Source organism: Parerythrobacter jejuensis (genome assembly GCF_039536765.1).
Lineage (GTDB): Bacteria > Pseudomonadota > Alphaproteobacteria > Sphingomonadales > Sphingomonadaceae > Parerythrobacter > Parerythrobacter jejuensis.
Genome location: NZ_BAAAZF010000001.1, coordinates 640,125 through 660,072, shown reverse-complemented (window position 1 = coordinate 660,072; position 19,948 = coordinate 640,125). Strand labels below are relative to the sequence as shown.

17 protein-coding genes are annotated in these 19,948 nt (G+C 60.6%); 11 read left to right on the top strand and 6 right to left on the bottom strand.

What is annotated here, in order from left to right:
- The first annotated feature begins 46 nt into the window (after positions 1-46).
- On the top strand, positions 47-781 hold the full coding sequence (locus ABD653_RS03175) for an SDR family NAD(P)-dependent oxidoreductase (protein WP_160779820.1): 735 nt from the start codon (positions 47-49) through the stop codon (positions 779-781).
- Here the strand turns inward: ABD653_RS03175 and ABD653_RS03170 are convergent.
- Positions 778-1,788: a D-alanine--D-alanine ligase family protein gene (locus tag ABD653_RS03170; protein WP_160779819.1), complete on the bottom strand. Its 1,011-nt coding sequence runs from the start codon at positions 1,786-1,788 to the stop codon at positions 778-780. The genes ABD653_RS03175 and ABD653_RS03170 overlap by 4 nt on opposite strands.
- Positions 1,789-1,947: 159 nt before the next feature.
- On the opposite strand from ABD653_RS03170, the gene ABD653_RS03165 reads away from it, so the two are divergent.
- Positions 1,948-2,583, top strand: coding sequence for a class I SAM-dependent methyltransferase (locus ABD653_RS03165; RefSeq protein WP_160779818.1), 636 nt, complete (start codon positions 1,948-1,950; stop codon positions 2,581-2,583).
- Between the two features lie 100 nt (positions 2,584-2,683).
- Here ABD653_RS03165 and ABD653_RS03160 read toward each other — a convergent pair whose 3' ends face one another.
- Positions 2,684-5,374, bottom strand: coding sequence for an Rne/Rng family ribonuclease (locus tag ABD653_RS03160; RefSeq protein ID WP_160779817.1), 2,691 nt, complete (start codon positions 5,372-5,374; stop codon positions 2,684-2,686).
- Positions 5,375-5,835: 461 nt separating this feature from the next.
- Between ABD653_RS03160 and ABD653_RS03155 the strand changes: the two genes are divergently transcribed.
- The 6 genes from ABD653_RS03155 (at position 5,836) to ABD653_RS03130 (ending at position 13,096) form a co-directional block, all read left to right on the top strand.
- Positions 5,836-6,705: an N-acetylmuramoyl-L-alanine amidase family protein gene (locus ABD653_RS03155; protein WP_160779816.1), complete on the top strand. Its 870-nt coding sequence runs from the start codon at positions 5,836-5,838 to the stop codon at positions 6,703-6,705.
- A 57-nt stretch (positions 6,706-6,762) separates the two neighbouring features.
- On the top strand, positions 6,763-9,267 hold the full coding sequence (locus ABD653_RS03150; protein ID WP_160779815.1) for a penicillin-binding protein 1A: 2,505 nt from the start codon (positions 6,763-6,765) through the stop codon (positions 9,265-9,267).
- Between the two features lie 78 nt (positions 9,268-9,345).
- On the top strand, positions 9,346-10,473 hold the full coding sequence (gene prfB / locus ABD653_RS03145; protein WP_160779814.1) for a peptide chain release factor 2: 1,128 nt from the start codon (positions 9,346-9,348) through the stop codon (positions 10,471-10,473).
- Positions 10,473-11,222 (top strand): class I SAM-dependent methyltransferase, encoded by a 750-nt coding sequence (locus ABD653_RS03140; protein WP_160779813.1) that lies wholly within the window; start codon positions 10,473-10,475, stop codon positions 11,220-11,222. Before prfB ends, ABD653_RS03140 begins: the two co-directional genes overlap by 1 nt.
- Positions 11,223-11,237: 15 nt before the next feature.
- Positions 11,238-12,644, top strand: a complete 1,407-nt coding sequence (locus ABD653_RS03135; RefSeq protein ID WP_160779812.1) for an NAD(P)H-dependent flavin oxidoreductase — start codon at positions 11,238-11,240, stop codon at positions 12,642-12,644.
- Positions 12,644-13,096: a GNAT family N-acetyltransferase gene (locus ABD653_RS03130; RefSeq protein ID WP_160779811.1), complete on the top strand. Its 453-nt coding sequence runs from the start codon at positions 12,644-12,646 to the stop codon at positions 13,094-13,096. Before ABD653_RS03135 ends, ABD653_RS03130 begins: the two co-directional genes overlap by 1 nt.
- Here ABD653_RS03130 and ABD653_RS03125 read toward each other — a convergent pair.
- A complete protein-coding gene (locus ABD653_RS03125) occupies positions 13,093-14,388 on the bottom strand; it encodes an ammonium transporter (RefSeq protein ID WP_160779810.1) in 1,296 nt (431 codons plus the stop codon). The two genes, ABD653_RS03130 and ABD653_RS03125, sit on opposite strands and share 4 nt — an antisense overlap.
- Before the next feature lie 136 nt (positions 14,389-14,524).
- Entirely contained in the window at positions 14,525-15,541 is a 1,017-nt protein-coding gene (locus ABD653_RS03120) for a 2-hydroxyacid dehydrogenase (protein ID WP_160779809.1), read from the bottom strand.
- Positions 15,542-15,634: 93 nt separating this feature from the next.
- On the opposite strand from ABD653_RS03120, the gene ABD653_RS03115 reads away from it, so the two are divergent.
- Positions 15,635-16,105: an SH3 domain-containing protein gene (locus tag ABD653_RS03115; RefSeq protein WP_160779808.1), complete on the top strand. Its 471-nt coding sequence runs from the start codon at positions 15,635-15,637 to the stop codon at positions 16,103-16,105.
- Positions 16,106-16,163: 58 nt separating this feature from the next.
- Here the strand turns inward: ABD653_RS03115 and ABD653_RS03110 are convergent, their stop codons facing one another.
- On the bottom strand, positions 16,164-16,556 hold the full coding sequence (locus tag ABD653_RS03110) for a hypothetical protein (RefSeq protein ID WP_160779807.1): 393 nt from the start codon (positions 16,554-16,556) through the stop codon (positions 16,164-16,166).
- 67 nt (positions 16,557-16,623) lie between these two features.
- A complete protein-coding gene (locus ABD653_RS03105) occupies positions 16,624-17,820 on the bottom strand; it encodes a thiolase family protein (protein ID WP_160779806.1) in 1,197 nt (398 codons plus the stop codon).
- A 164-nt stretch (positions 17,821-17,984) separates the two neighbouring features.
- On the opposite strand from ABD653_RS03105, the gene ABD653_RS03100 reads away from it, so the two are divergent.
- Together ABD653_RS03100 and ABD653_RS03095 are read left to right on the top strand one after the other, a co-directional pair.
- Entirely contained in the window at positions 17,985-19,421 is a 1,437-nt protein-coding gene (locus ABD653_RS03100) for a coniferyl aldehyde dehydrogenase (RefSeq protein ID WP_160779805.1), read from the top strand.
- A gap of 145 nt (positions 19,422-19,566) precedes the next feature.
- Entirely contained in the window at positions 19,567-19,941 is a 375-nt protein-coding gene (locus ABD653_RS03095) for an NADH-quinone oxidoreductase subunit A (RefSeq protein WP_160780473.1), read from the top strand.
- Positions 19,942-19,948: the final 7 nt, after the last annotated feature.

Genomic DNA, 19,948 nt, shown 5'->3' with positions numbered 1-19,948 from the left:
AGCAGGTGATCGGGAACAAGCAGGCCATGCCGGCAGTCTAGGCGGTATGGATGATGTAGGACATAGCGTCGCAAGAGCGGCGGTTTTTGGAGCCAGTGGCGGCATTGGCGCCGCCTTGTGCGAGGCCCTTGCGGAGCGGGGGTGCGAGCGTATCTATGCCGGATCGCGCAGTGGCCGCGCCTTCGATCACGATGCCATTGTGCCGTTCCGGTTCGATTATGACGATCCCGAAAGCCTGGCGCGAGCTGCGCGCGACATGGAGGCCCAGCCGCCGCAATTGGTCATCGTGGCGACAGGCGTGCTGACCTTGCCCGACGGCACCGGGCCGGAACGCAGCTTCAAACAACTGGATGCCGATGTCATGGAACGGGTGTTGCGCATCAATACAATCGGGCCTGCCGTGGTCGCGAAGCATATGCTCCCCCTGTTTCCGCGCAGGGACAGGGCCGTCTTCGCGGCGCTCTCTGCCCGGGTCGGTTCGATCGGCGATAACGGGATCGGGGGCTGGCACAGTTACCGCGCCTCCAAAGCAGCGCTCAACATGCTGGTGAAGAACTTTGCGATCGAATTGGGCCGGACCCACAAACAGGCCATCGCCGTTTCACTGCATCCCGGCACGGTGGACACGGAATTGTCGCAGCCCTTCCAGTCCAACTTGGCTGACGGGCAATTGACTGATGCTCGGGAAGCGGCAGATAATCTACTGGCAGTCATCGACAATTTGACGCCGGAGGCATCCGGCCACCAGTTCGATTGGCAGGGTAAACGGGTGCCCGACTAGGCGATTAGTCCGTTCCTTCGCCAGCTTTCGGCCAGGATCGTCTCGAGCAGATCGCCGTGGCTGAAGCCGGATTGCGCTGCCGCCTTGGCCATCACTTTTTCGGACCACAGATTGCAGTTGAGATTGATCTCGATGAAATTGATGTCGCCGGTTTTCAGGTCGAGACGGAATTCAATCCTGCCATAGTCGAAGGGGTGGAATTCCTGTGCCACCTTCTTGGCCATCGCTTCCATCTTGGGGGCAAGATCGCCATCGTCGAACCGTTTCAGAGTGGCCTTCTCGGCGTTCTGCACCAGGTCGCGCTTTTCGTAATAGGTCCACAGCCGCTGCGTATCTTCGCGCTCGTACCACAACATCGGCAGGGCGATCGGTGTGTTGTCGATGGTGATGAAGGCGCATTGCACGTCATACCCGTCAAGATAGGGCTCGACGATGGCATCGTGCCCTTGGCCGTGAATATTGGCCACAGCATTGGCGACACCGGCAAAATCATATGCATCCGAGATGCCCCAGCTGGCGGAAGAGGCATTGGGCTTGATCACCCAGCGGCCCTCGGGCGAGGGGGGTAGGTTGTTCTCCTCGACCGGAGCGCCTTTGCGGTAGCAGAACCACGGTGCAGTGGGCACGCCGGCATGGGCGCAGACGAGCTTGGAGACGGATTTGTCATCGCCCAGTCCGCGCAGAAACGGCATTGCGCCCACATAGGGAATACGGTGCATATTGCAGAGCGTGGGTATTACCATTTCTGAATTCACGAAGCCGCCGCGATTGAGCAGCGGAAAGACGAAATCAACGTCCGGCCGGGTGAACAGCACATCGTAGCTATTGGCGAATTCGAGATTGAGCCCGAGGCTCTCCAGCGTGGTGCGCACCTCGTGATGGTAAATCGCATGGTTGCCGTCTTCGGGATGCATGCCGCCGCCCCAAAGCGCATGCTTGGCCATAAAGAGCATACGGACACGCTCTTTGTCGGCCTGGGAAATCCGAAGCGGTGCGATCTCGGTCATGTGGAATGATCCCTATTCCAGTGCTGTCCCTGATTGCGCCTCTACAGGCAGATCGAGCACTCAGAAAGCGAATTTGACAGGGGCGCCGGTAAGGGCTTCCCTCCCAATTTCCGCGAAACTCTGGCACAGTGCCGCGCAACACAATTGGGGAGAGATCGGATGGGCCTTGCAGATTGGTGGGACCAGCACGGTGTGCCGCGCGTGATCAAATTCGCCTGTGGAATGCCGGCGATCATGAAATTGCGCAGCCAGCTTGTGCCGATGGCCCGGGGCAATGTGTTCGAAATCGGCTGTGGTGGCGGGATCAACCAGCAATTCTACAATGCCAGCGCGATTGACAGCTATGCCGGGATCGACCCCGGCGGCAAGCTTCTGGAATATGCCCGCGCCGAGGCAGAGAAAAAGGGCTGGAAGGCCGATATCCGCGACGGGATTGGCGAAGATATCCCGTTCGATGATGAAAGCTTCGATACGGTCGTGTGCACCTACACGATGTGTTCGGTGCAGGATCAGGCCAAAGTGGTGAGCGAAATGCGCCGCATACTCAAACCAGGCGGTCGGCTGCTGTTTCTCGAACATGGCCGCGCGCCCGACGCGAAAGTGGCCAATTGGCAAGAGACGATCGAGCCCTATTGGAAACCATTTGCCGGTGGTTGCCATCTTACTCGTCCGATTACCGACGCGGTGCGGGCAGGGGGGCTAGAGGTGGAACCGATGGGCGCACGCTATTTGCCCAAGACGCCCAAGTCGATTGGCTGGAACGAATGGGGTGTCGGGATAAAGGCGGGCGCCTGATAGCGCGGCGCGTGCCAATGCCCCGCAGCCAGCTATCGCAAACATGAAAAGGCCGCCCTCACTAAAGGAGTGAGAGCGGCCTTTCAGATTTCAGGGCAGATTATTCCCCGAAGGTGCGCTGCCACCAGCCACCACGACGCGGCTTGGTCTCTCCACCTTCGTCAGGAGCTTGCTCGGCTGCGGCATCACCGGCATCCGCCGTTTCAGTCTTGGCTTCGGCCGCAGGCGCATCAGCCTTCGGTTCGGCTTTCTTGCGCGGAGCCCGCTTGCGCTTGGGCTTTTCTTCCTCCGCAGGAGCGTCGGTGGTTTCGGGAGCAGCCTCTTCCTCGACCTTCTTCTTGCGTGGAGCCCGCTTGCGCTTCGGCTTCTCTTCAGTCTCGCTGCCAGCTTCCGCGGAAGGCGCTTCATCCTCTACCTTGGGGGCAGCTTTTTTGCGCGGGGCGCGTTTGCGCTTGGGCTTTTCTTCTGCGGCGGCTGCTTCGGCAGTTTCAGGCGCATCGTCAGGGCCGGCCACTACAGCCATGTCGTCCTTGACCTGCTCGGAAACATCTTCGAGCTTTTCTGCGTCTTCGGCAGTTACCTCGGTGCTTTCGTTTCCGTTGCCTTCGCCCTCGGCTTCTTCGCCATTCCCACGGCCACGACGACGGCGACCACCGCGACGGCGACGCTTCTTGGGCTTATCTTCCCCGTCATCATCGTCATTGTCGGCGCTGTTATCGCGGCTGGAATCGTCGTCCGAATGGCTCTCGCCATCTTCCGACTGGTCATCGCGCTTCTTGTTGCGTCCGCGACCGCCGCGACGCCTGCGACGACGCTTCTTCGGGCGATCATCGTCCTCGTCGTCGAAGGCTTCTTCCTCGATATCGTCATCATCATCGTCATCATCGACGATGGGTTCGAATTTAGGAGCTTCGGAAGGACGCGGGCCGGAACTGCCCACGCTCATCTTCGCGCCTTCGTCTTCACCTTCGGGAACTACGACGACCGTTACGTTGTAGCGATCTTCGATTTCCTGCAGGTCGGCACGCTTCGAATTGAGCATGTAGACCGCAGCTTCGGTGCTGGCCTTGAGCGAGATGATCGTGCCCTTGCCACGGGCTGCTTCGTCTTCGATCAGGCGCAGCGCCGAAAGGCCGGCCGAGGATGCCGTGCGGACCAAGCCGGTACCATCGCAATGCGGACACTCGCGGGTAGTAGCCTCGAGCACGCCGGTGCGCAGGCGCTGGCGGCTCATCTCCATAAGGCCGAAGCCCGAAATGCGGCCGACCTGGATCCGCGCCCGGTCATTCTTGAGCGCGTCTTTCATCGCCCGCTCGACTTTGCGGACGTTGGAATTGTATTCCATGTCGATGAAGTCGATCACGACCAGTCCGGCCATGTCGCGCAGGCGCAATTGGCGGGCAATCTCGCGCGCGGCCTCGATATTGGTGGCCGTTGCGGTCTGCTCGATCCCGTGTTCCTTGGTCGAACGGCCCGAGTTGATGTCAATCGAAACCAGCGCTTCGGTCGGGTTGATCACCAGGTAACCGCCCGATTTGAGCTGGACCACCGGATCATACATCGCCCGCAGCTGGTCTTCTGCACCGTAACGCTGGAACAGGGGCACAGGGTCGGAATAGGCTTTCACCCGCCGCGCATGGCTGGGCATGAGCGTCTTCATGAAGCTCTTCGCAGCCTTGTAGCCTTCTTCGCCCTCGACCACGACTTCTTCGATTTCGCGGTTGTAGATGTCGCGGATAGCCCGCTTGATCAGGTCGCTGTCGGAATGGATCAGCGCTGGTGCGGCCGAGCCCAAAGTCCGTTCGCGGATTTCGTCCCACAGGCGTGCAAGATAATCGAAATCACGCTTGATCTCGGTCTTGGTGCGGCTGAGGCCCGCAGTGCGCACGATCAGGCCCATCGCCTTGGGCAGGCTGAGGTCGGATACGACCTGCTTCAGCCGTTTGCGGTCACCCGAGCTGGAAATCTTGCGCGAGATACCGCCGCCATGGCTGCTGTTCGGCATCAGGACCGTGTAGCGGCCAGCGAGGCTCAGATAGGTGGTGAGAGCAGCGCCCTTGTTGCCGCGCTCCTCCTTGACGACCTGGACCAGCAGCACCTGGCGGCGCTGGATGACGTCCTGGATCTTGTAACGACGGCGCAGGGCCTGACGGCGGGCGCGGACTTCGTCCACTTCTTTGGCCCGGCTCTTCTGGCCTTTGCCCTGACGGCGGCCACGGCCCCGTCCGCGACCACGGCGGCCCTTGGGCTTGTCGTCGCTTTCTTCGTCTGACTCGTCGTCGGAACTGTCGTCATCATCTTCGTCGTCCTCGTCATCTTCGACGTGGCCTTCCTCGATGGTGGCAACCTTGTCTTTCTCTGACGTATCGATGTCTTCCACACCGTCTTCGGCGAGGTCTTCGGCAAGTGCTTCACCGGACTCTTCGTCTTCCGCGTCATATTCGTCACCCGGCACTTCGCCGCGATCTTCTTCTTCGGCGCGGAGGCGGGCTTCTTCCTCGGCAGCTTCGGCCTCTTCGGCCAGCAGTTGCTCGCGGTCCTCCTTCGGGATCTGGTAATAGTCCGGATGGATTTCGCTGAAGGCGAGGAAGCCGTGCCGGTTGCCGCCAAAGTCGACGAATGCCGCCTGTAGCGAGGGTTCGACCCGCGTAACCTTGGCTAGATAGATATTGCCTTTGATCTGCTTGTGTTCAGCAGATTCGAAATCGAATTCCTCAATCCGATTTCCCTTGAGAACCGCCACCCGGGTTTCTTCCTGGTGGCGCGCATCGATTAGCATGCGCGTTGCCATTATTGTGTCTCCATGCGCGGATCGGCACGGCCTTGGGCCTCAGGCCCCGTGACCGTGAACTATCGCGCAAATATGTGTTGGAACCGCACGAGGCTGTGCTCGCAGCGGAATTGGGAAGCCGGGCCGGGCGCTCTGCCACCGGGCCACGGAATACTGTGTCTGCATCAGCGAGAGTGCATTTCTGGTGCGGTGCCGCGCCCGCAAACATCGCGGCGACAGCACGGGGCTGTGTCGCGTTTGCTTGGGGGTGGCTTCTCATCTGACGCATCAACCTGTTAGTGTCGTTCCCCTCGGCACAATGCCGCAAGGAACCCCCGAAACCCTTCTTTCGCCACGTTTTTCAACGGTTGCGACCCGATTGCGGTGAAAGTGTTCGGTCGAAAACTCTGCTAGCACCGTGGGTGCCTGCGAGCAACTATATTGCGTAAATGGTATCAACGCCCCTAACAGGCAAGGAGATGATGTCGCAGCGCACCCAGATCCTGATGGTCTTCCTCTTGCCGGTGCTGCTGGTCGGCGGGCTATATGCGTTCGGGCTATCGATCCCGGTGCCGCATCTGGGACGTGACTACGTATTGCGCCTGATCCTGCCCGGGGCAGATGATCCGGTGGACTTGCCCACAGTTTATGGCCCTGCCGACCGTTCGCGCCCGCTGGTGGTGATCGATGCCGGTCATGGCGGCAAGGATCCCGGAGCCAGCGGAGCAGGGCTGAGAGAGAAGGCGCTGGTGCTGGGGCTGGCCAAGGCCCTGAAAGACGAACTGGTCGAAGCGGGAGGCATCCGTGTGGCGCTGACCCGCGAGGACGATACGTTCCTGGTCCTGGAAGAGCGGCCGGAAATCGCGCGCAGACTCGATGCCGACCTGTTCATATCGATCCACGCCGATTCTGCCGGTGAGATTCGCGGCGTGAGCGGGGCGAGTATCTACACTCTCTCGAATGAGGCATCGAGCGAAGCCGCCGCCCGTTTCGCCGAGCGGGAGAACAATGCCGACAAGCTTAACGGCGTCACGGTGACCCAGCAAAGCGACGAGGTCAGCAATATCCTGGTCGAGCTCTCGCAGCGCCGGGTTCAGGAAACCTCTGCCGAATTTGCCAGCCTGATCGTGCGCGAGGGGAGGGGCTCGCTCAATTTCCATCCGCAGGCGAGGCGATCGGCCGCACTGGCTGTGTTGCGCGCTCCCGATGTTCCTGCCGTGCTCTACGAATCCGGGTATATCACCAACCCTGATGACGCCCGGCGTCTGTCCTCCCCCGAAGGCCGCAAAGCCTTCGCCGAGACGATGGCCCGGTCGATCAGGATATTCTTCGCCCGACAAAGCGGGACATAATCGCGTTTTTCACGGTGGCGCGGCACGGAATTCCCGTGCTAAACGCCTACATTGATTATGTCTGACGGTTCATCCATCGAAACATTCCGCTATCGCATCCGCCGTGAGGCGTCGGGCGCGATCAATTGGATCAAGCGCCACTGGCAGGCGCACCGGTGGGTGCGCTGGGGCGGCTATTTGTTGATGGCCTTTGTCATCCTGTGGCTGGTCGCTTGGGCCCTGCTTGCTCGGCAATTGCCCAATGCAGAGACTTTGCTGGAATATGAGCCACCTCTGCCAACGGTGGTACGCGGGATCGATGGCGAGATCGTCCATTCCTACGCGCGTGAGCGACGGGTCCAGCTGCAATATGCGGATTTTCCCGAGCAATTGATCGAGGCGTATCTGGCGGCAGAGGACAAGACGTTCTTCAGCCATGGCGGGATCGATGCCGGCGGTGTGCTGGGCGCAGTGGTGGATTATGTCAGCAAGCTCGGCTCTGGCGAACGTGCGGTGGGTGGTTCGACCATTACCCAGCAGGTGGCCAAGAACATCCTGCTGACCAACGAATATTCGGTCACCCGCAAGATCAAGGAAATGATGCTTGCGCGCCGGATTGAAGGCGTGCTGACCAAGGAAGAAATCCTCGAGCTCTATCTCAACGAAATTCCGCTTGGTCGCCGGTCCTTCGGGGTGCAGGCGGCGGCGCGTGCCTATTTCGACAAGGATGTCGGCGATCTGGAATTGCACGAAGCTGCCTTTCTTGCCGTTCTGCCCAAAGCGCCTGAACGCTATGGCCGGCGTGGCCAAGAACAGGCCGCGATCGCGCGCCGCAACTTCGTGCTCGAGCAAATGGTCGAGAACGGATTCGCGACCCAGGCAGAGGCCACCATCGCAACGCAGCAACCGCTGGGGCTGGTCAGCCAGCGTAGCACGCGTTCGGCGGATGCCGGATACTTCCTGGAGGAAGTTCGGCGCCAGCTGATCGCCGATTTCGGTGAGAATGCCGACGATGGCGACAACAGCGTCTATGCCGGTGGCCTGTGGGTCCGCACATCGCTTGATGTCGAAATGCAGGATGCAGCCCGCGTGGCGCTACGGCAGGGCATGCTACGCTATCACGGCAGCCGTGGCTGGCGCGGCCCGATTGCAACGATCGATCTGAGCGAAGGCAATTGGCAGGGCCAACTGGCGAGCTCTTTTCTGGGCATCAATTACGAGGACTGGCGCGTTGGGCTGGTTACAGAGCGGTCGGGCAGCAATGCGACCATCGGATTCAGCGATGGCGAGACCGCGCCGCTGACGGGTCTTCCCAACGCGCTCAAGGCTGGCGATGTGATTGCCGCATCCCCCTCTGGCAATGGCTACCGGGTGCGAACAATTCCGGAAGCTTCCGGTGGATTGGTGGTGCAGGATCCGATGACGGGCCGGGTACTGGCCATGCAAGGTGGTTTTGACAGCCGCCTTGGCGCGTTCAACCGTGCGACGCAGGCGGAACGCCAACCGGGATCTACGATCAAGCCGTTTGTCTATGCCACCGGTCTGGACAATGGATTCACCCCCTCCACCCAGGTCGAAAATGGCAGCTACTGCTATTATCAGGGCTCGCGATTGGGTGAGAAATGCTTTCGTGGCGGGCGGGGCGGAACGTTCCCGCTGCGCTATGGCCTGGAGCAATCGCAGAATATCATGACCGTACAGGTCGCGATGGAATCGGGCATGCCCAATGTTATCGACACGATCGATAATGTCGGGATCGGCCGCTACAATCCCTATCCGGCTTTCGCACTGGGCGCCGGCGAGACAACCGTGCTCAAAATGGTCAATGCCTATTCGGCGTTGGCCAATCACGGGCGTCTGAATGATCCGACCGTTATCGATTATGTTCAGGACAGGCGCGGCAAGGTGATCTGGAGAGCCGATAAACGCGCCTGCAATGGCTGCAACATGGCGGAATGGGATGGCAAGCCGATGCCGCGCCTCAAGCCCTCGGGCAAACAGGCGATGGATGCACGCACAGCCTTCCAGACGATGCATATGCTGGAAGGCGTGGTGCAGCGTGGCACTGGCACCGTGCTGCGCGATCTGGGCCTGCCCTTGTTCGGGAAGACCGGCACCACCACCGGTCCGACCGATGTCTGGTTCGTCGGCGGCACGCAGGATTACATTGTCGGCACCTATCTCGGCTTCGACACGCCCAAGAATATGGGCGGTTATGCCCAGGGCGGGACGATTGCTGCCCCGATTGTGAAGCGCTTCGTGCGCGAAACCAAGGATCGCTGGAGCAATCGCCCGGCCATCGCCCCGTCAGGTGTGCGCATGGTTCGGGTTGATCGCCGCACCGGCAAGCGGGTGTTCGACGCATGGCCGGGTTCCGACCCACAAGCCGCCATTATCTGGGAAGCGTTCAAGCCCGATACCGAGCCTCCGCGTTCCACCCGGGCGGACGAGATCGCCGCCAAGCGCAAGGAAGTGCTGGAGCTGATCCGGCGGGGCAGGAATGCCGGGCGGAGCGTGGTTCAGGAAGTCGAACGCGAAGATGCGCCAGCGGACTTCGTGGAGGACCAGGGCGGCATTTACTGACCGGTATCGCCTTTGGCCCATTGGCCAACATCGCCTCTTTCGCTAAGCGGTGCCCCAATTGATCTGAAGGGAAGTTTCATGCGTGCCGAAGGGCAGGCCAATATCGACCGCATCGAAGCCGCCTTGGGCCTTGTTCGCCAGTCGCTTGACTGGGAGCGCGCCCTGCGCCGCCTCGATGAGCTCAATGCCCGTGTGCAGGATCCGACCCTGTGGGATAATCCGAAAGAAGCGCAAGCCGTCAGCCGCGAGCAGAAGCTGCTCGAGACAGCGGTGAATACGGTCAATGAAATCTCTTCGGAAATGGCCGATGCGATTGAGTTCATCGATATGGGCGAGGCTGAAGGCGACGACGATATCGTGAATGACGGGCTCGCCAGCCTGGAAAAGCTCGCTGATCGGGCCGATGCCGACAAGGTCCAGGCGCTGCTTTCTGGTGAAGCTGATAGCAACGACACATATATCGAAATCCACGCTGGTGCCGGTGGCACCGAGAGCCAGGATTGGGCCGAGATGCTCCAGCGCATGTACACCCGCTGGGCCGAAAGGCGCGGGTTCAAGGTGGAGCTGATCGAATACCATGCGGGCGAGCAAGCCGGGATCAAGTCTGCCACGCTGCTGGTAAAGGGCGACAATGCCTATGGCTATGCCAAGACCGAAAGCGGCGTGCACCGCCTGGTCCGCATCAGCCCATATGACAGCTCTGCGCGGCGACACACATCCTTTAGCTCGGTCTGGGTTTATCCCGTCATTGACGACGATATTGATATCGAGATCGACCCGTCGGACCTCAAGATCGACACCTACCGTGCTTCGGGCGCAGGTGGGCAGCACGTCAACACCACCGACTCCGCCGTGCGCATTACCCACCAGCCGACCGGCATCGTGGTGGCGAGCCAAAACGATCGCAGCCAGCACAAGAACCGCGCCACCGCGATGAATATGCTGAAGGCGCGCCTGTTCGAGAAGGAAATGGCCGAACGGGAAGCGGCGGCCAGTGGCGAGTATCAGGAAAAGACCGAGATCGGCTGGGGCCACCAAATCCGCAGCTATGTGCTGCAGCCCTACCAGATGGTAAAAGACCTGCGCACGGGCGAGACCAGTACTGCGCCCGGTGATGTGCTGGATGGCGCGATCGATCCCTTTATCTCGGCCGCGCTGGCCCAGCAGGTGACAGGTGAGGCAGTCGAGGTGGAGGACGTCGAATAATGCGCGCGCTCGCGATCCTTCTTCCATGCCTGGTGGGCCTGGCGGCTTGCGAACAAGCTGCCATCCCGGAAGATCGCATGGCAAGCGCGGCAGAATTCCCGCTGCCTGACAGGCCGGTATCGGCACTTGGATCGAACGAATTCAGCACCGAAACTGCGCGCGACAGCGTCGGCGAAGCGCGCAAGGTTATGGACTTTGCTGCTATCGAACCGGGCATGACTGTCGCCGATATCGGTGCGGGCGAGGGCTATTACACCGTACGCCTGGCCCAGCGGGTTGGCGAGATTGGGCGGGTCCTGGCCCAGGACATTGATGATGACGCACTGCAGCGGCTGGGCAACCGGGTCGAGAAAGAGCGGCTCGACAACGTATCGATCAAGCTCGGTGCAGCGGACGATCCGCGCTTGCCCGATGACAGTTTCGACCGTGTTTTCATGGTCCATATGTACCACGAGGTGCAGGAGCCTTACGCGTTCCTGTGGCGCCTCTGGCCATCGTTGAAAGAAGGTGGCCGGGCCATCGTCGTGGATGTCGACCGGCCAACAGACCAGCATGGTATCGACCCGTTCCTGCTCAAATGCGAATTCGAACAGGTTGGTTTCGAGCTCGAGATGTTTCGTGATGCACCCGAATTGGCGGGGTACTATGCACAGTTCCGCAGAGCGGCTACGAGGCCTCAACCGGATGCAATTTCGCCCTGCCGGGGCGATGTCGTGAAAGCCGCAGGGGGCGGCGCGGGCAACAAATAGCGAATTGGAATATTCATGAGTTTCAAGGGGTTGCAGCCGATCCAATATGGCGGCCGCGAAGTCTGGCCGTTGGTCGAAGGTGGCAAGGGCGTTTCGGCGACCAACCACGCCAGCTCCGGCGCATGGGCTGCTGCCGGCGGCATCGGCACCGTCAGCGCGGTCAATGCCGACAGCACCGACGAGAATGGCGAGATCATTCCCCAGGTCTATGACGCCGCGACCCGCAAGGATCGCCATGCCCAGCTGATCCAGTACGGTATCGATGGCGCGACCGAGCAGGTGAAGAAGGCTTACGAGATTTCCAACGGCAAGGGCGCGATCAATATCAACGTCCTGTGGGAAATGGGCGGAGCACAGGCCGTGCTCGAAGGTGTGTTGGAGAATACGCCGGGCATGATCGCCGGCGTTACATGCGGGGCAGGCATGCCCTACAAGCTGGCCGAAATTGCCGCGCGGTATAACGTCAACTACCTGCCGATCATCAGCTCTGCCCGTGCTTTCCGCGCCTTGTGGAAGCGCAGTTACTCCAAGGTTCCGGACCTGATGGCGGCTGTGGTGTACGAAGACCCATGGCTGGCAGGCGGCCATAATGGTCTTTCCAATGCAGAAAACCCGCGCGAGCCGCAGGATCCGTACCCCCGGGTCAAGGCACTGCGTGAAACCATGCGCAAGGAAGGCGTTTCGGAAGATACGGCGATCGTAATGGCGGGCGGTGTCTGGGCGCTGGGCGAATGGGATGAATGGATCGACAATCCGGACCTGGGCAAGATCGCGTTCCAGTTCGGCACGCGGCCCCTGCTGACGCAGGAAAGCCCGATCCCGCAGGAATGGAAAGATCGTTTGCGGACGCTGGATGAAGGTGACGTGCTGCTGCACAAATTCAGCCCCACCGGGTTCTATTCCAGCGCGGTGAAAACGCCGTTCCTCTACGATCTGATCCATCGCAGCGAACGCCAGATCGGCTTCGCGAAGGCGCAGGACGAAGATCATTCCAAGCAGCTCGATTTCGGGGTGAAGGGCAAGAGCTTCTGGGTAAAACCGGACGACTACCAGAAGGCCAAGGCATGGTTTGGCGAAGGCCAGACTCAGGCTCTCAAGACGCCGGATGATACCGTCGTGTTCGTGACGCCCGACAAGCGCGCTGAAATCCAGAAGGACCAGAAGGATTGCATGGGCTGTCTCAGCCACTGCCAGTTCTCAAGCTGGAAGGATCACGACGACTACACCACAGGGCGTCTCGCCGACCCACGCAGTTTCTGCATCCAGAAGACCCTGCAAGATATCGCTCATGGCGGGCATACGGACGATAATCTGATGTTTGCCGGCCACGCCGCTTACCGCTTCAAAAGCGATCCGTTCTATTCCAACAATTTCACGCCAACCGTGAAGGAGCTGGTCGATCGCATCCTGACGGGTGAGTGATGGAGATACGGCCTACAGACCTGTCCGAACCGGAAGTTCGGTCCCTCCTGGAATATCACCATGCAGAGATGGTGGGATACTCGCCGCCCGGAACTGCGCATGTGCTTGATCTCGGCTCGCTGCGCGCGCCTGACATCACGGTTCTTGCGGCTTGGGATGGGGCGGACTTGCTCGCGGTTGGCGCCATGCGGCGGCACGATGGCTTCCTGGAGATCAAGTCGATGCGGGCGCATCCCGACGCGGTTGGCAAGGGCGCAGGCAAGGCCATCGTCCTGCACATTATCAATTCTGCACGCGAGGCAGGGCTAAGCCATGTCAGGCTGGAAACCGGCAGCGGCGCATTGTTCGACGCGGCGGTCGGGCTCTACCGCAGTTTCGGTTTTGAACCCGGTGAAGCTTTCGCCGGGTATTCACCGTCAGACTTCAACCGGTTTTTTCACCTGAAGCTTTAGTCCATTTCCCACGCACGCTCTGCGTGACTGGTGATGTCGAGGCCTTCGCGTTCCTCGTCTTCGCTCACCCGCATCGGGAATACCACACTGACCATCAGGGCGAGGATTGCCGTGGCAACCGCGCTGAACACGGCAACCGCACCGACCCCGATCAGCTGCGCGATCATTTGCGATACCATGGTGGCACCTTCGCCATAGCCAAGGCCACCCAGGCTGTCTGACAGGAAAACGGCGAGCAGGATCGAGCCAAGGATGCCGCCGACACCGTGGACGGCAAACACATCCAGCGAGTCGTCGATTTGCAGACGCTGTTTGATCAGCTGGATCGCGCCGTAGCAGATGACTGCCGCAAGAATCCCGAACAGGATCGCTGCACCCGGTGACACAAAACCCGCCGCAGGAGTGATCGTTGCCAGGCCGGCAATCGCACCTGTTGCCCAGCCAACGCTGGTGGGCTTACCGACGGTGAATTTCTCCACCAGCAGCCACACCAGCGCCGCAGTCGCCGCCGCGACATGGGTGTTGATGATAGCGCTGGAAGCATCATCTGTCGCGGTCAGGGCACTGCCGCCATTGAAACCGAACCAGCCGACCCACAGCAGCGCGGCACCGGCCATGGTCAGGCTGGGGGCATGAGGCAACATCAGCTTCTGCGGGAAACCGGCCCGCTTACCCAGCAGCAGGGCGACAACCAATGCCGAAACACCTGCCGTTGTGTGGACAACGATACCGCCGGCAAAGTCGAGTACGCCAAGGCCGCTGAGCCAACCGCCACCCCAGACCCAGTGGGCAACAGGGGCGTAGACCACCAGGCCCCACAGGGCACAGAAGGCCAGGACCCAGCCGAATCGTGCACGGTCCACCCATGCACCAACCATCAGGGCTGGCGTGATCACGGCGAAGGTCATTTGGAACAGGGAGAACGTGCTTTCGGGAATTGTCAGCCCGTCACGCACATTCGCAATATCAATCAGCATCCAGGCATTGCCGGCGCCGAGGAAACCGTTGGTGACAGTGCCAAAGGCCAGAGTGTAGCCGACAACCACCCACAAAACCGATGCGATCGAGGCGACCGCCCCGACTTGCAGCAAGACCGAGAGGAAGTTCTTTGCGCGCACCAGGCCGCCATAAAACAGGCCGAGGCCGGGCAAGGTCATCATCAGGACCAGCGCCGACGCCGTCAGGATCCATGCCGTATCGCCGCTATCACTGATCGCGATCTGGGCCGGATCTTGGGCGGCAAGGCCCGACGGGATTGCAGCGAGCAAAGTGGCAGCAAACAGGCGACGCATCGAATTCCCCTATGATGGCGCGCGCTCTTGATCTGGCCCGCACTCCCAATCAGGCGCGGTTATGGCAATTTTTGGGTTGCAGACAAGCGGTCTGCGCAAGTTTTATGCGTAGAATCTGAAAGGGTGCCAGTTCGGGTCAGACCAGCGCGTCCAAAACCTGGTCGGGCGGGCGATGCCCGTCGGCCCAGAAACGGATATTGGCGATCACTTTTTCGCCCGAAGCCTCGCGCCCCTCCACAGTTGCGCTGCCGATATGGGGCAGGGTCATCACATTGGGGTGGGCCAGCAGTCGCGGATCGACTTTTGGTTCTTCCGGGTAAACGTCGAGACCTGCACCGATCAGCGCGCCGCCTTCCAGCGCCGCAATCAGGGCTTCGTAATCGACCAGGTCACCGCGCGCCGTGTTGATCAGCGAGGCACCCGGTTTCATCAATCCGATCCGCCTGGCATCGATCATATGCTGCGATTCCTCGGTCGAGGGGCAATGCAGCGTCAGGATGTCTGCCTCTGCAATCAGCGTGTCGAGATCTCCGACATAGGTTGCGCCAAACATCGTCTCGACCGCTTGCGGCAGCGGCTTGCGATTGTGATAGGCGATATTCAGGCCGAATGCCTTGGCGCGATAGGCCACTGCCTGGCCGATCCGGCCCATGCCGATAATGCCGAGGGTCTTTCCCCCCAATTGGCGGCCCAATAGGGCAGAAGGGGCCCAGCCTGTCCACTCTCCGCGCCGGATCAGGGCCACCCCGTCACGAATGCGGCGGGGCACGCCAATGATCATTGTCATCGCAAGATCGGCCGTATCGTCGGTGAATACACCGGGCGTGTTGGTGACCATGATCTTGCGCCGCGCGGCTGCGGCCAGGTCGATATGGTCGGTTCCCGCTCCGAAATTGGCGATCAGTTTGAGCCGGTCATCAGCCCCTTCGATCAAATCGGCGTCGATCCTGTCGGTCACGGTCGGGACGAGAACATTGCAATCGGCCATCGCCGTGGCGAGCTGGTCGCGCGAAAAGGGCGTGTCCTGCGTGTTGAGTGTAGTCTCGTAAAGCTCGCTCATGCGTGCTTCTATGGAAGGCATCAGGTGACGGGTCACGATGACTTTTGGCGTGCCTTCGACGCGGCGGGTGGTGGTGTTGCTAGGTGCGCTCATTTGTCCCGTGCTTGGACAGTACCGCAAATTTGGTCAAGCAGCTTGCTGCAAAGTCTTGCGGGCAAGGTTCTGTTTACCATAATGCGCCGAGTCATGATGAGAACGCCCCTTTTGCTCCTGGCCTGCTTGGTGCTGGCCGCCTGCGGTTCGGCCAGCGCGCAGCAGCGCGAGACGCCCTATTGGGCTACGATCGATACGACTGAACTGAATATGCGGGTTGGGCCGAGCACGGAATACAAGATTGACTGGGTGTTCCGGCGCGACGGTTTGCCGGTCAAGGTCCTCCGGCTGCGCGAGGGCTGGCGCTATATCGAAGACCCCGCTGGCGCCAAGGGCTGGGTCGCAGCGCGGTATCTCAGCGCGCAAAGGGGGGCGCTGGTCACAGGTGAAGGACTGGTGCCGATGCGCGCGGCTCCTGCAGACAACTCGGCGGTGAAGTGGAACCTCCAGCCCGGCGTGGTTGGCAAGCTGGGTGACTGCGAAGCAGGCTGGTGCGTCTTTTCGGTCGGGAAACGGGCTGGCTATGTCCGGGAAGATCGTCTTTGGGGCGCCGGGCCTGTCTGACAAAAAGAAGGGCGACCAAATGGCCGCCCCCTTTTCATGTCCATGCTGATTTGCTGCCTTACTCGGTCGCAATGTCACCCTCGACCGGGCGGACCGAAATGACATTCCCGTCATCGCTGGTTGCTGTGAACGTGCCGTCTTCGGCGGGCGTCCCATCGGTGTAGCAGACTTCTGTCGTGTCACCTTCCGGGTCGAAACAGGTCCGGCGCCCGACATTGGTCCAGCTGCCACTACCGGTCGCACTCCCGTCTGCACCATAGGTGGCATATGTGCCGTCCTCTGCTAGAACGGCACGGTTGACCGCGCCCTCGGCATTGGTGGCTTCATAGGTTCCGGCCGTCACGCTCGGCTGCGGCACGACGACTTCGGTCGGATCAGCGCCGGTCGATGGTTCGGACTGGGAACAGGCCCCCAATGCCGCCAGGCTCGCTATTGCAATGAGTTTCTTCATGTCGCTCTCCCTCAACAAGAGGCCGACATTGTAGCATTCCTGCGATATTTCGCCGAATCGGCCTGGATCAGGGAATTTCCACCGCGATTGCAGTGGCTTCGCCGCCACCAATACACAGGCTGGCGACGCCCTTGGTCTTCCCTTGCTCTTTCAGGGCATTGATCAGGGTGACGATAATCCGCGTGCCGCTGGCCCCGATCGGATGGCCGAGCGCCGTCGCACCACCATTCACATTGATCCGGTCATGCGGGATACCGATGTCGCGCATGGCGAACATGGAAACGCAGGCGAAAGCCTCGTTCACTTCCCACAGATCGACATCTTCAACGCTCCAACCAGCATTGGCCAAGACCTTCTCGATCGCGCCAACGGGTGCGACGGTGAAATCCTTGGGCTCGCGCGCATGGGCCGCCATGGCGACAATCTGCGCCACCGGCTCTTGCCCGTTTTCCTTGGCCACGCTTGCGCGGGTCAACACGACTGCTGCTGCGCCGTCAGAAATGGAGCTTGATGTTGCTGCGGTAATCGTACCGTCCTTGGCGAAGGCAGGGCGCAGTTGCGGGATCTTGTCCGGACGACCTCGGCCAGGCTGCTCGTCGGTGTCGACTGTTACTTCACCCTTGCGGGTAGAAAAGGTGACAGGAACAACTTCGCCGGCAAACGCACCGCTCTCGATCGCGGCATTGGCGCGGCGCAGGGATTCGATCGAATAGCTATCCTGGTCGTCGCGGGTTAGCTGGTATTCGTTGGCAGTATCCTGTGCGAACGTGCCCATCGCGCGCCCTTCCTCATAGGCGTCCTCCAGCCCGTCGAGGAACATGTGGTCATAGGTCGTGTCGTGGCCGATCCGCGCGCCCGAACGGTGCTTCTTCAGCAGATATGGCGCATTGGTCATGCTCTCCATCCCGCCCGCGACCACGTAGTCGACAGTGCCCGATGCCAGCGCTTCGGAGCCCATGATCACGGTCTGCATACCGCTGCCGCACACTTTGTTGACGGTGGTGGCCTGCACGGATTTGGGCAAGCCACCCTTGATCGCCGCCTGCCGGGCAGGGGCCTGGCCCAGGCCAGCGGGAAGCACACAGCCCATATAGGCACGGTCGAATTTCTCGCCCGGTACGCCAGAGCGCTCGACCGCAGCTTTCACCGCCGTGGCGCCCAGATCCGTCGCAGAGACATCGGCAAATGCGCCTTGCATGCCACCCATCGGGGTGCGGGCGTAGGAAAGGATGACGATCGGATCGGCAGAGGAGAACTGGGCCATGGAGAGGACCTTTCGTGTCGGGGCTGCGTTATTGGTTTCAGGTTCACCTAATGCTGCACTGCGGCAAAGGCAAACCTGCGCGAATGGGCAATAGGTATTAGCTTGTCATCCTCCTGCGCTTGGTCAAGGATGCGTGGCAAATAGAAACTTGAGGAGAGACGATCATGGCTGATGACAAGAAGGCGGAGATGGAAGCCATCCTGCACAGGCAGCGGGCTGCCTTCACGGCGGCGCGGCCCGAGCCGCTGAGCGCCCGGCGCGACCGGATCAAGCGCGCCATTGCCTTGCTGGTCGATCATGGTGATGAACTGGCTCGCGCAATGGCTCGTGATTTCGGCAATCGCAGCCACGAACAATCGATGATCACCGATATTACCGGCACCATTGGCTTCGGCAAATACTGCCTCAAGAACATGGACAAATGGGCCCGGCCGGAGAAGCGCGGTACACGGTTCCCACTTGGCCTGCTGGGAGCAAAGGCGGAGCTGCGCTACGAACCCAAGGGCGTTGTTGGTATCCTGAGTCCGTGGAATTTCCCGGTCAATCTGTCGATCGGCCCGCTGATGCAGATCCTGGCGGCGGGCAACCGCGCGATGATCAAGCCGAGCGAATTCACCGAAGCGACCAGCGAAATGACGGCCGAGTTGGTCGCCAAATATTTCGCGGAAGAGGAAGTCGCCGTGATAACCGGCAGCCCGGAAGTGGCGGCTGCGTTTTCATCGCTGCAGTTCGATCACCTGTTGTTCACCGGCTCGACGCCGACGGGCCGCAAGGTGATGGAAGCGGCAGGCCGCAATCTCGTGCCGGTAACGCTGGAACTTGGCGGGAAGTCGCCGGTATTCCTCGGGCGCAGCGCGAATTACGAACAGGCCGGTGAGCGGATCGCCATGGGCAAGATGCTTAATGCCGGGCAGATCTGCCTCGCTCCGGACTATATGTATGTGCCGGAGGACAAGGAGCAGACAGCTGTCGATTCCGTTCGACAGGCGGCGCACAACATGTATCCGACCCTGCTCGATAATGATGATTACACGTCTGTCGTGACCGATCGGCATTATGACCGCCTGCAAAGCATGGTGGCCGATGCGCGTGACAAGGGAGCAGAGGTGCTGGAAGTCAATCCGGCGAATGAGGATTTCTCCTCTACCAATTCACGCAAGATGCCGCTGACTATCCTGCGCAACGTCAATGACGACATGATGGCGATGCAGGAGGAAATCTTCGGGCCGGTCTTGCCGGTGAAGACCTACAAGGGTGTGGATGAAGCGATCGACTACGTGAACGAAAACGACCGTCCGCTCGGCCTGTATTACTTTGGCGCCGATGCCGGCGAGCGCGAGCATGTGTTGACCCGGACCATTTCGGGCGGCGTTACGGTCAATGACGTGATCATGCATGTGTCGATGGATGATCTGCCGTTTGGCGGGGTCGGCCCCAGTGGCATCGGCTCCTATCATGGGCCTGAAGGGTTCAAGGAATTCAGCCACGCACGGAGCGTCTACACCCAGCCCAAGGCCAATGTTGCAAAGCTGGCAGGCCTGCTTCCGCCCTATAGCGACACCACCCGTAAAACCATTGCGCGGGACATGAAAAAGGCCTGAGCGCACGTCTTAGGTCAACGAAGCGCACAACAAGTTGCGGATTTTGCACGGGGGCGGGGGCAATACGGGCCTTCGCCCCCTTGCGCGTTGGGGGAGGCAGGACTAGGGCGCACCCAACCGAAATACAGCCTTGGCGAGTCAGCAATTGGTCGACCTTTCGCAATACCTCCCGATCCTGATCTTCCTGTTTATCGCAGTGGGTCTGTCATCCCTGTTCGTGTTCCTGCCGATGGGCGTCTCGCGCCTGACCGGTGCGCACAGTCCGAATGCCGAGAAACTGAGCGAATATGAATGCGGCTTTCCCGCGTTCGAGGACGCGCGCAGCCGCTTCGACGTGCGGTTCTACCTGGTCGCGATCCTGTTCATCATTTTCGACCTGGAGGTTGCCTTCCTGTTTCCGTGGGCGGTCAGCCTCGATCATACGGGCTGGGTCGGCTGGATCGGCATGATGATCTTCCTCGCCATTCTCACTGTAGGCTTTGCTTACGAGTGGAAGAAAGGCGCGCTGGAGTGGGAATGATATGAGC

What these genes read in the sequence shown, in the direction of transcription:
- ABD653_RS03175 (WP_160779820.1), top strand. Translation starts at nt 47, where the DNA reads ATGGATGATGTAGGACATAGCGTCGCAAGAGCGGCGGTTTTTGGAGCC.
- ABD653_RS03170 (WP_160779819.1), bottom strand. Translation starts at nt 1,788, where the DNA reads ATGACCGAGATCGCACCGCTTCGGATTTCCCAGGCCGACAAAGAGCGT.
- ABD653_RS03165 (WP_160779818.1), top strand. Translation starts at nt 1,948, where the DNA reads ATGGGCCTTGCAGATTGGTGGGACCAGCACGGTGTGCCGCGCGTGATC.
- ABD653_RS03160 (WP_160779817.1), bottom strand. Translation starts at nt 5,374, where the DNA reads ATGGCAACGCGCATGCTAATCGATGCGCGCCACCAGGAAGAAACCCGG.
- ABD653_RS03155 (WP_160779816.1), top strand. Translation starts at nt 5,836, where the DNA reads ATGTCGCAGCGCACCCAGATCCTGATGGTCTTCCTCTTGCCGGTGCTG.
- ABD653_RS03150 (WP_160779815.1), top strand. Translation starts at nt 6,763, where the DNA reads ATGTCTGACGGTTCATCCATCGAAACATTCCGCTATCGCATCCGCCGT.
- prfB (WP_160779814.1), top strand. Translation starts at nt 9,346, where the DNA reads ATGCGTGCCGAAGGGCAGGCCAATATCGACCGCATCGAAGCCGCCTTG.
- ABD653_RS03140 (WP_160779813.1), top strand. Translation starts at nt 10,473, where the DNA reads ATGCGCGCGCTCGCGATCCTTCTTCCATGCCTGGTGGGCCTGGCGGCT.
- ABD653_RS03135 (WP_160779812.1), top strand. Translation starts at nt 11,238, where the DNA reads ATGAGTTTCAAGGGGTTGCAGCCGATCCAATATGGCGGCCGCGAAGTC.
- ABD653_RS03130 (WP_160779811.1), top strand. Translation starts at nt 12,644, where the DNA reads ATGGAGATACGGCCTACAGACCTGTCCGAACCGGAAGTTCGGTCCCTC.
- ABD653_RS03125 (WP_160779810.1), bottom strand. Translation starts at nt 14,388, where the DNA reads ATGCGTCGCCTGTTTGCTGCCACTTTGCTCGCTGCAATCCCGTCGGGC.
- ABD653_RS03120 (WP_160779809.1), bottom strand. Translation starts at nt 15,541, where the DNA reads ATGAGCGCACCTAGCAACACCACCACCCGCCGCGTCGAAGGCACGCCA.
- ABD653_RS03115 (WP_160779808.1), top strand. Translation starts at nt 15,635, where the DNA reads ATGATGAGAACGCCCCTTTTGCTCCTGGCCTGCTTGGTGCTGGCCGCC.
- ABD653_RS03110 (WP_160779807.1), bottom strand. Translation starts at nt 16,556, where the DNA reads ATGAAGAAACTCATTGCAATAGCGAGCCTGGCGGCATTGGGGGCCTGT.
- ABD653_RS03105 (WP_160779806.1), bottom strand. Translation starts at nt 17,820, where the DNA reads ATGGCCCAGTTCTCCTCTGCCGATCCGATCGTCATCCTTTCCTACGCC.
- ABD653_RS03100 (WP_160779805.1), top strand. Translation starts at nt 17,985, where the DNA reads ATGGCTGATGACAAGAAGGCGGAGATGGAAGCCATCCTGCACAGGCAG.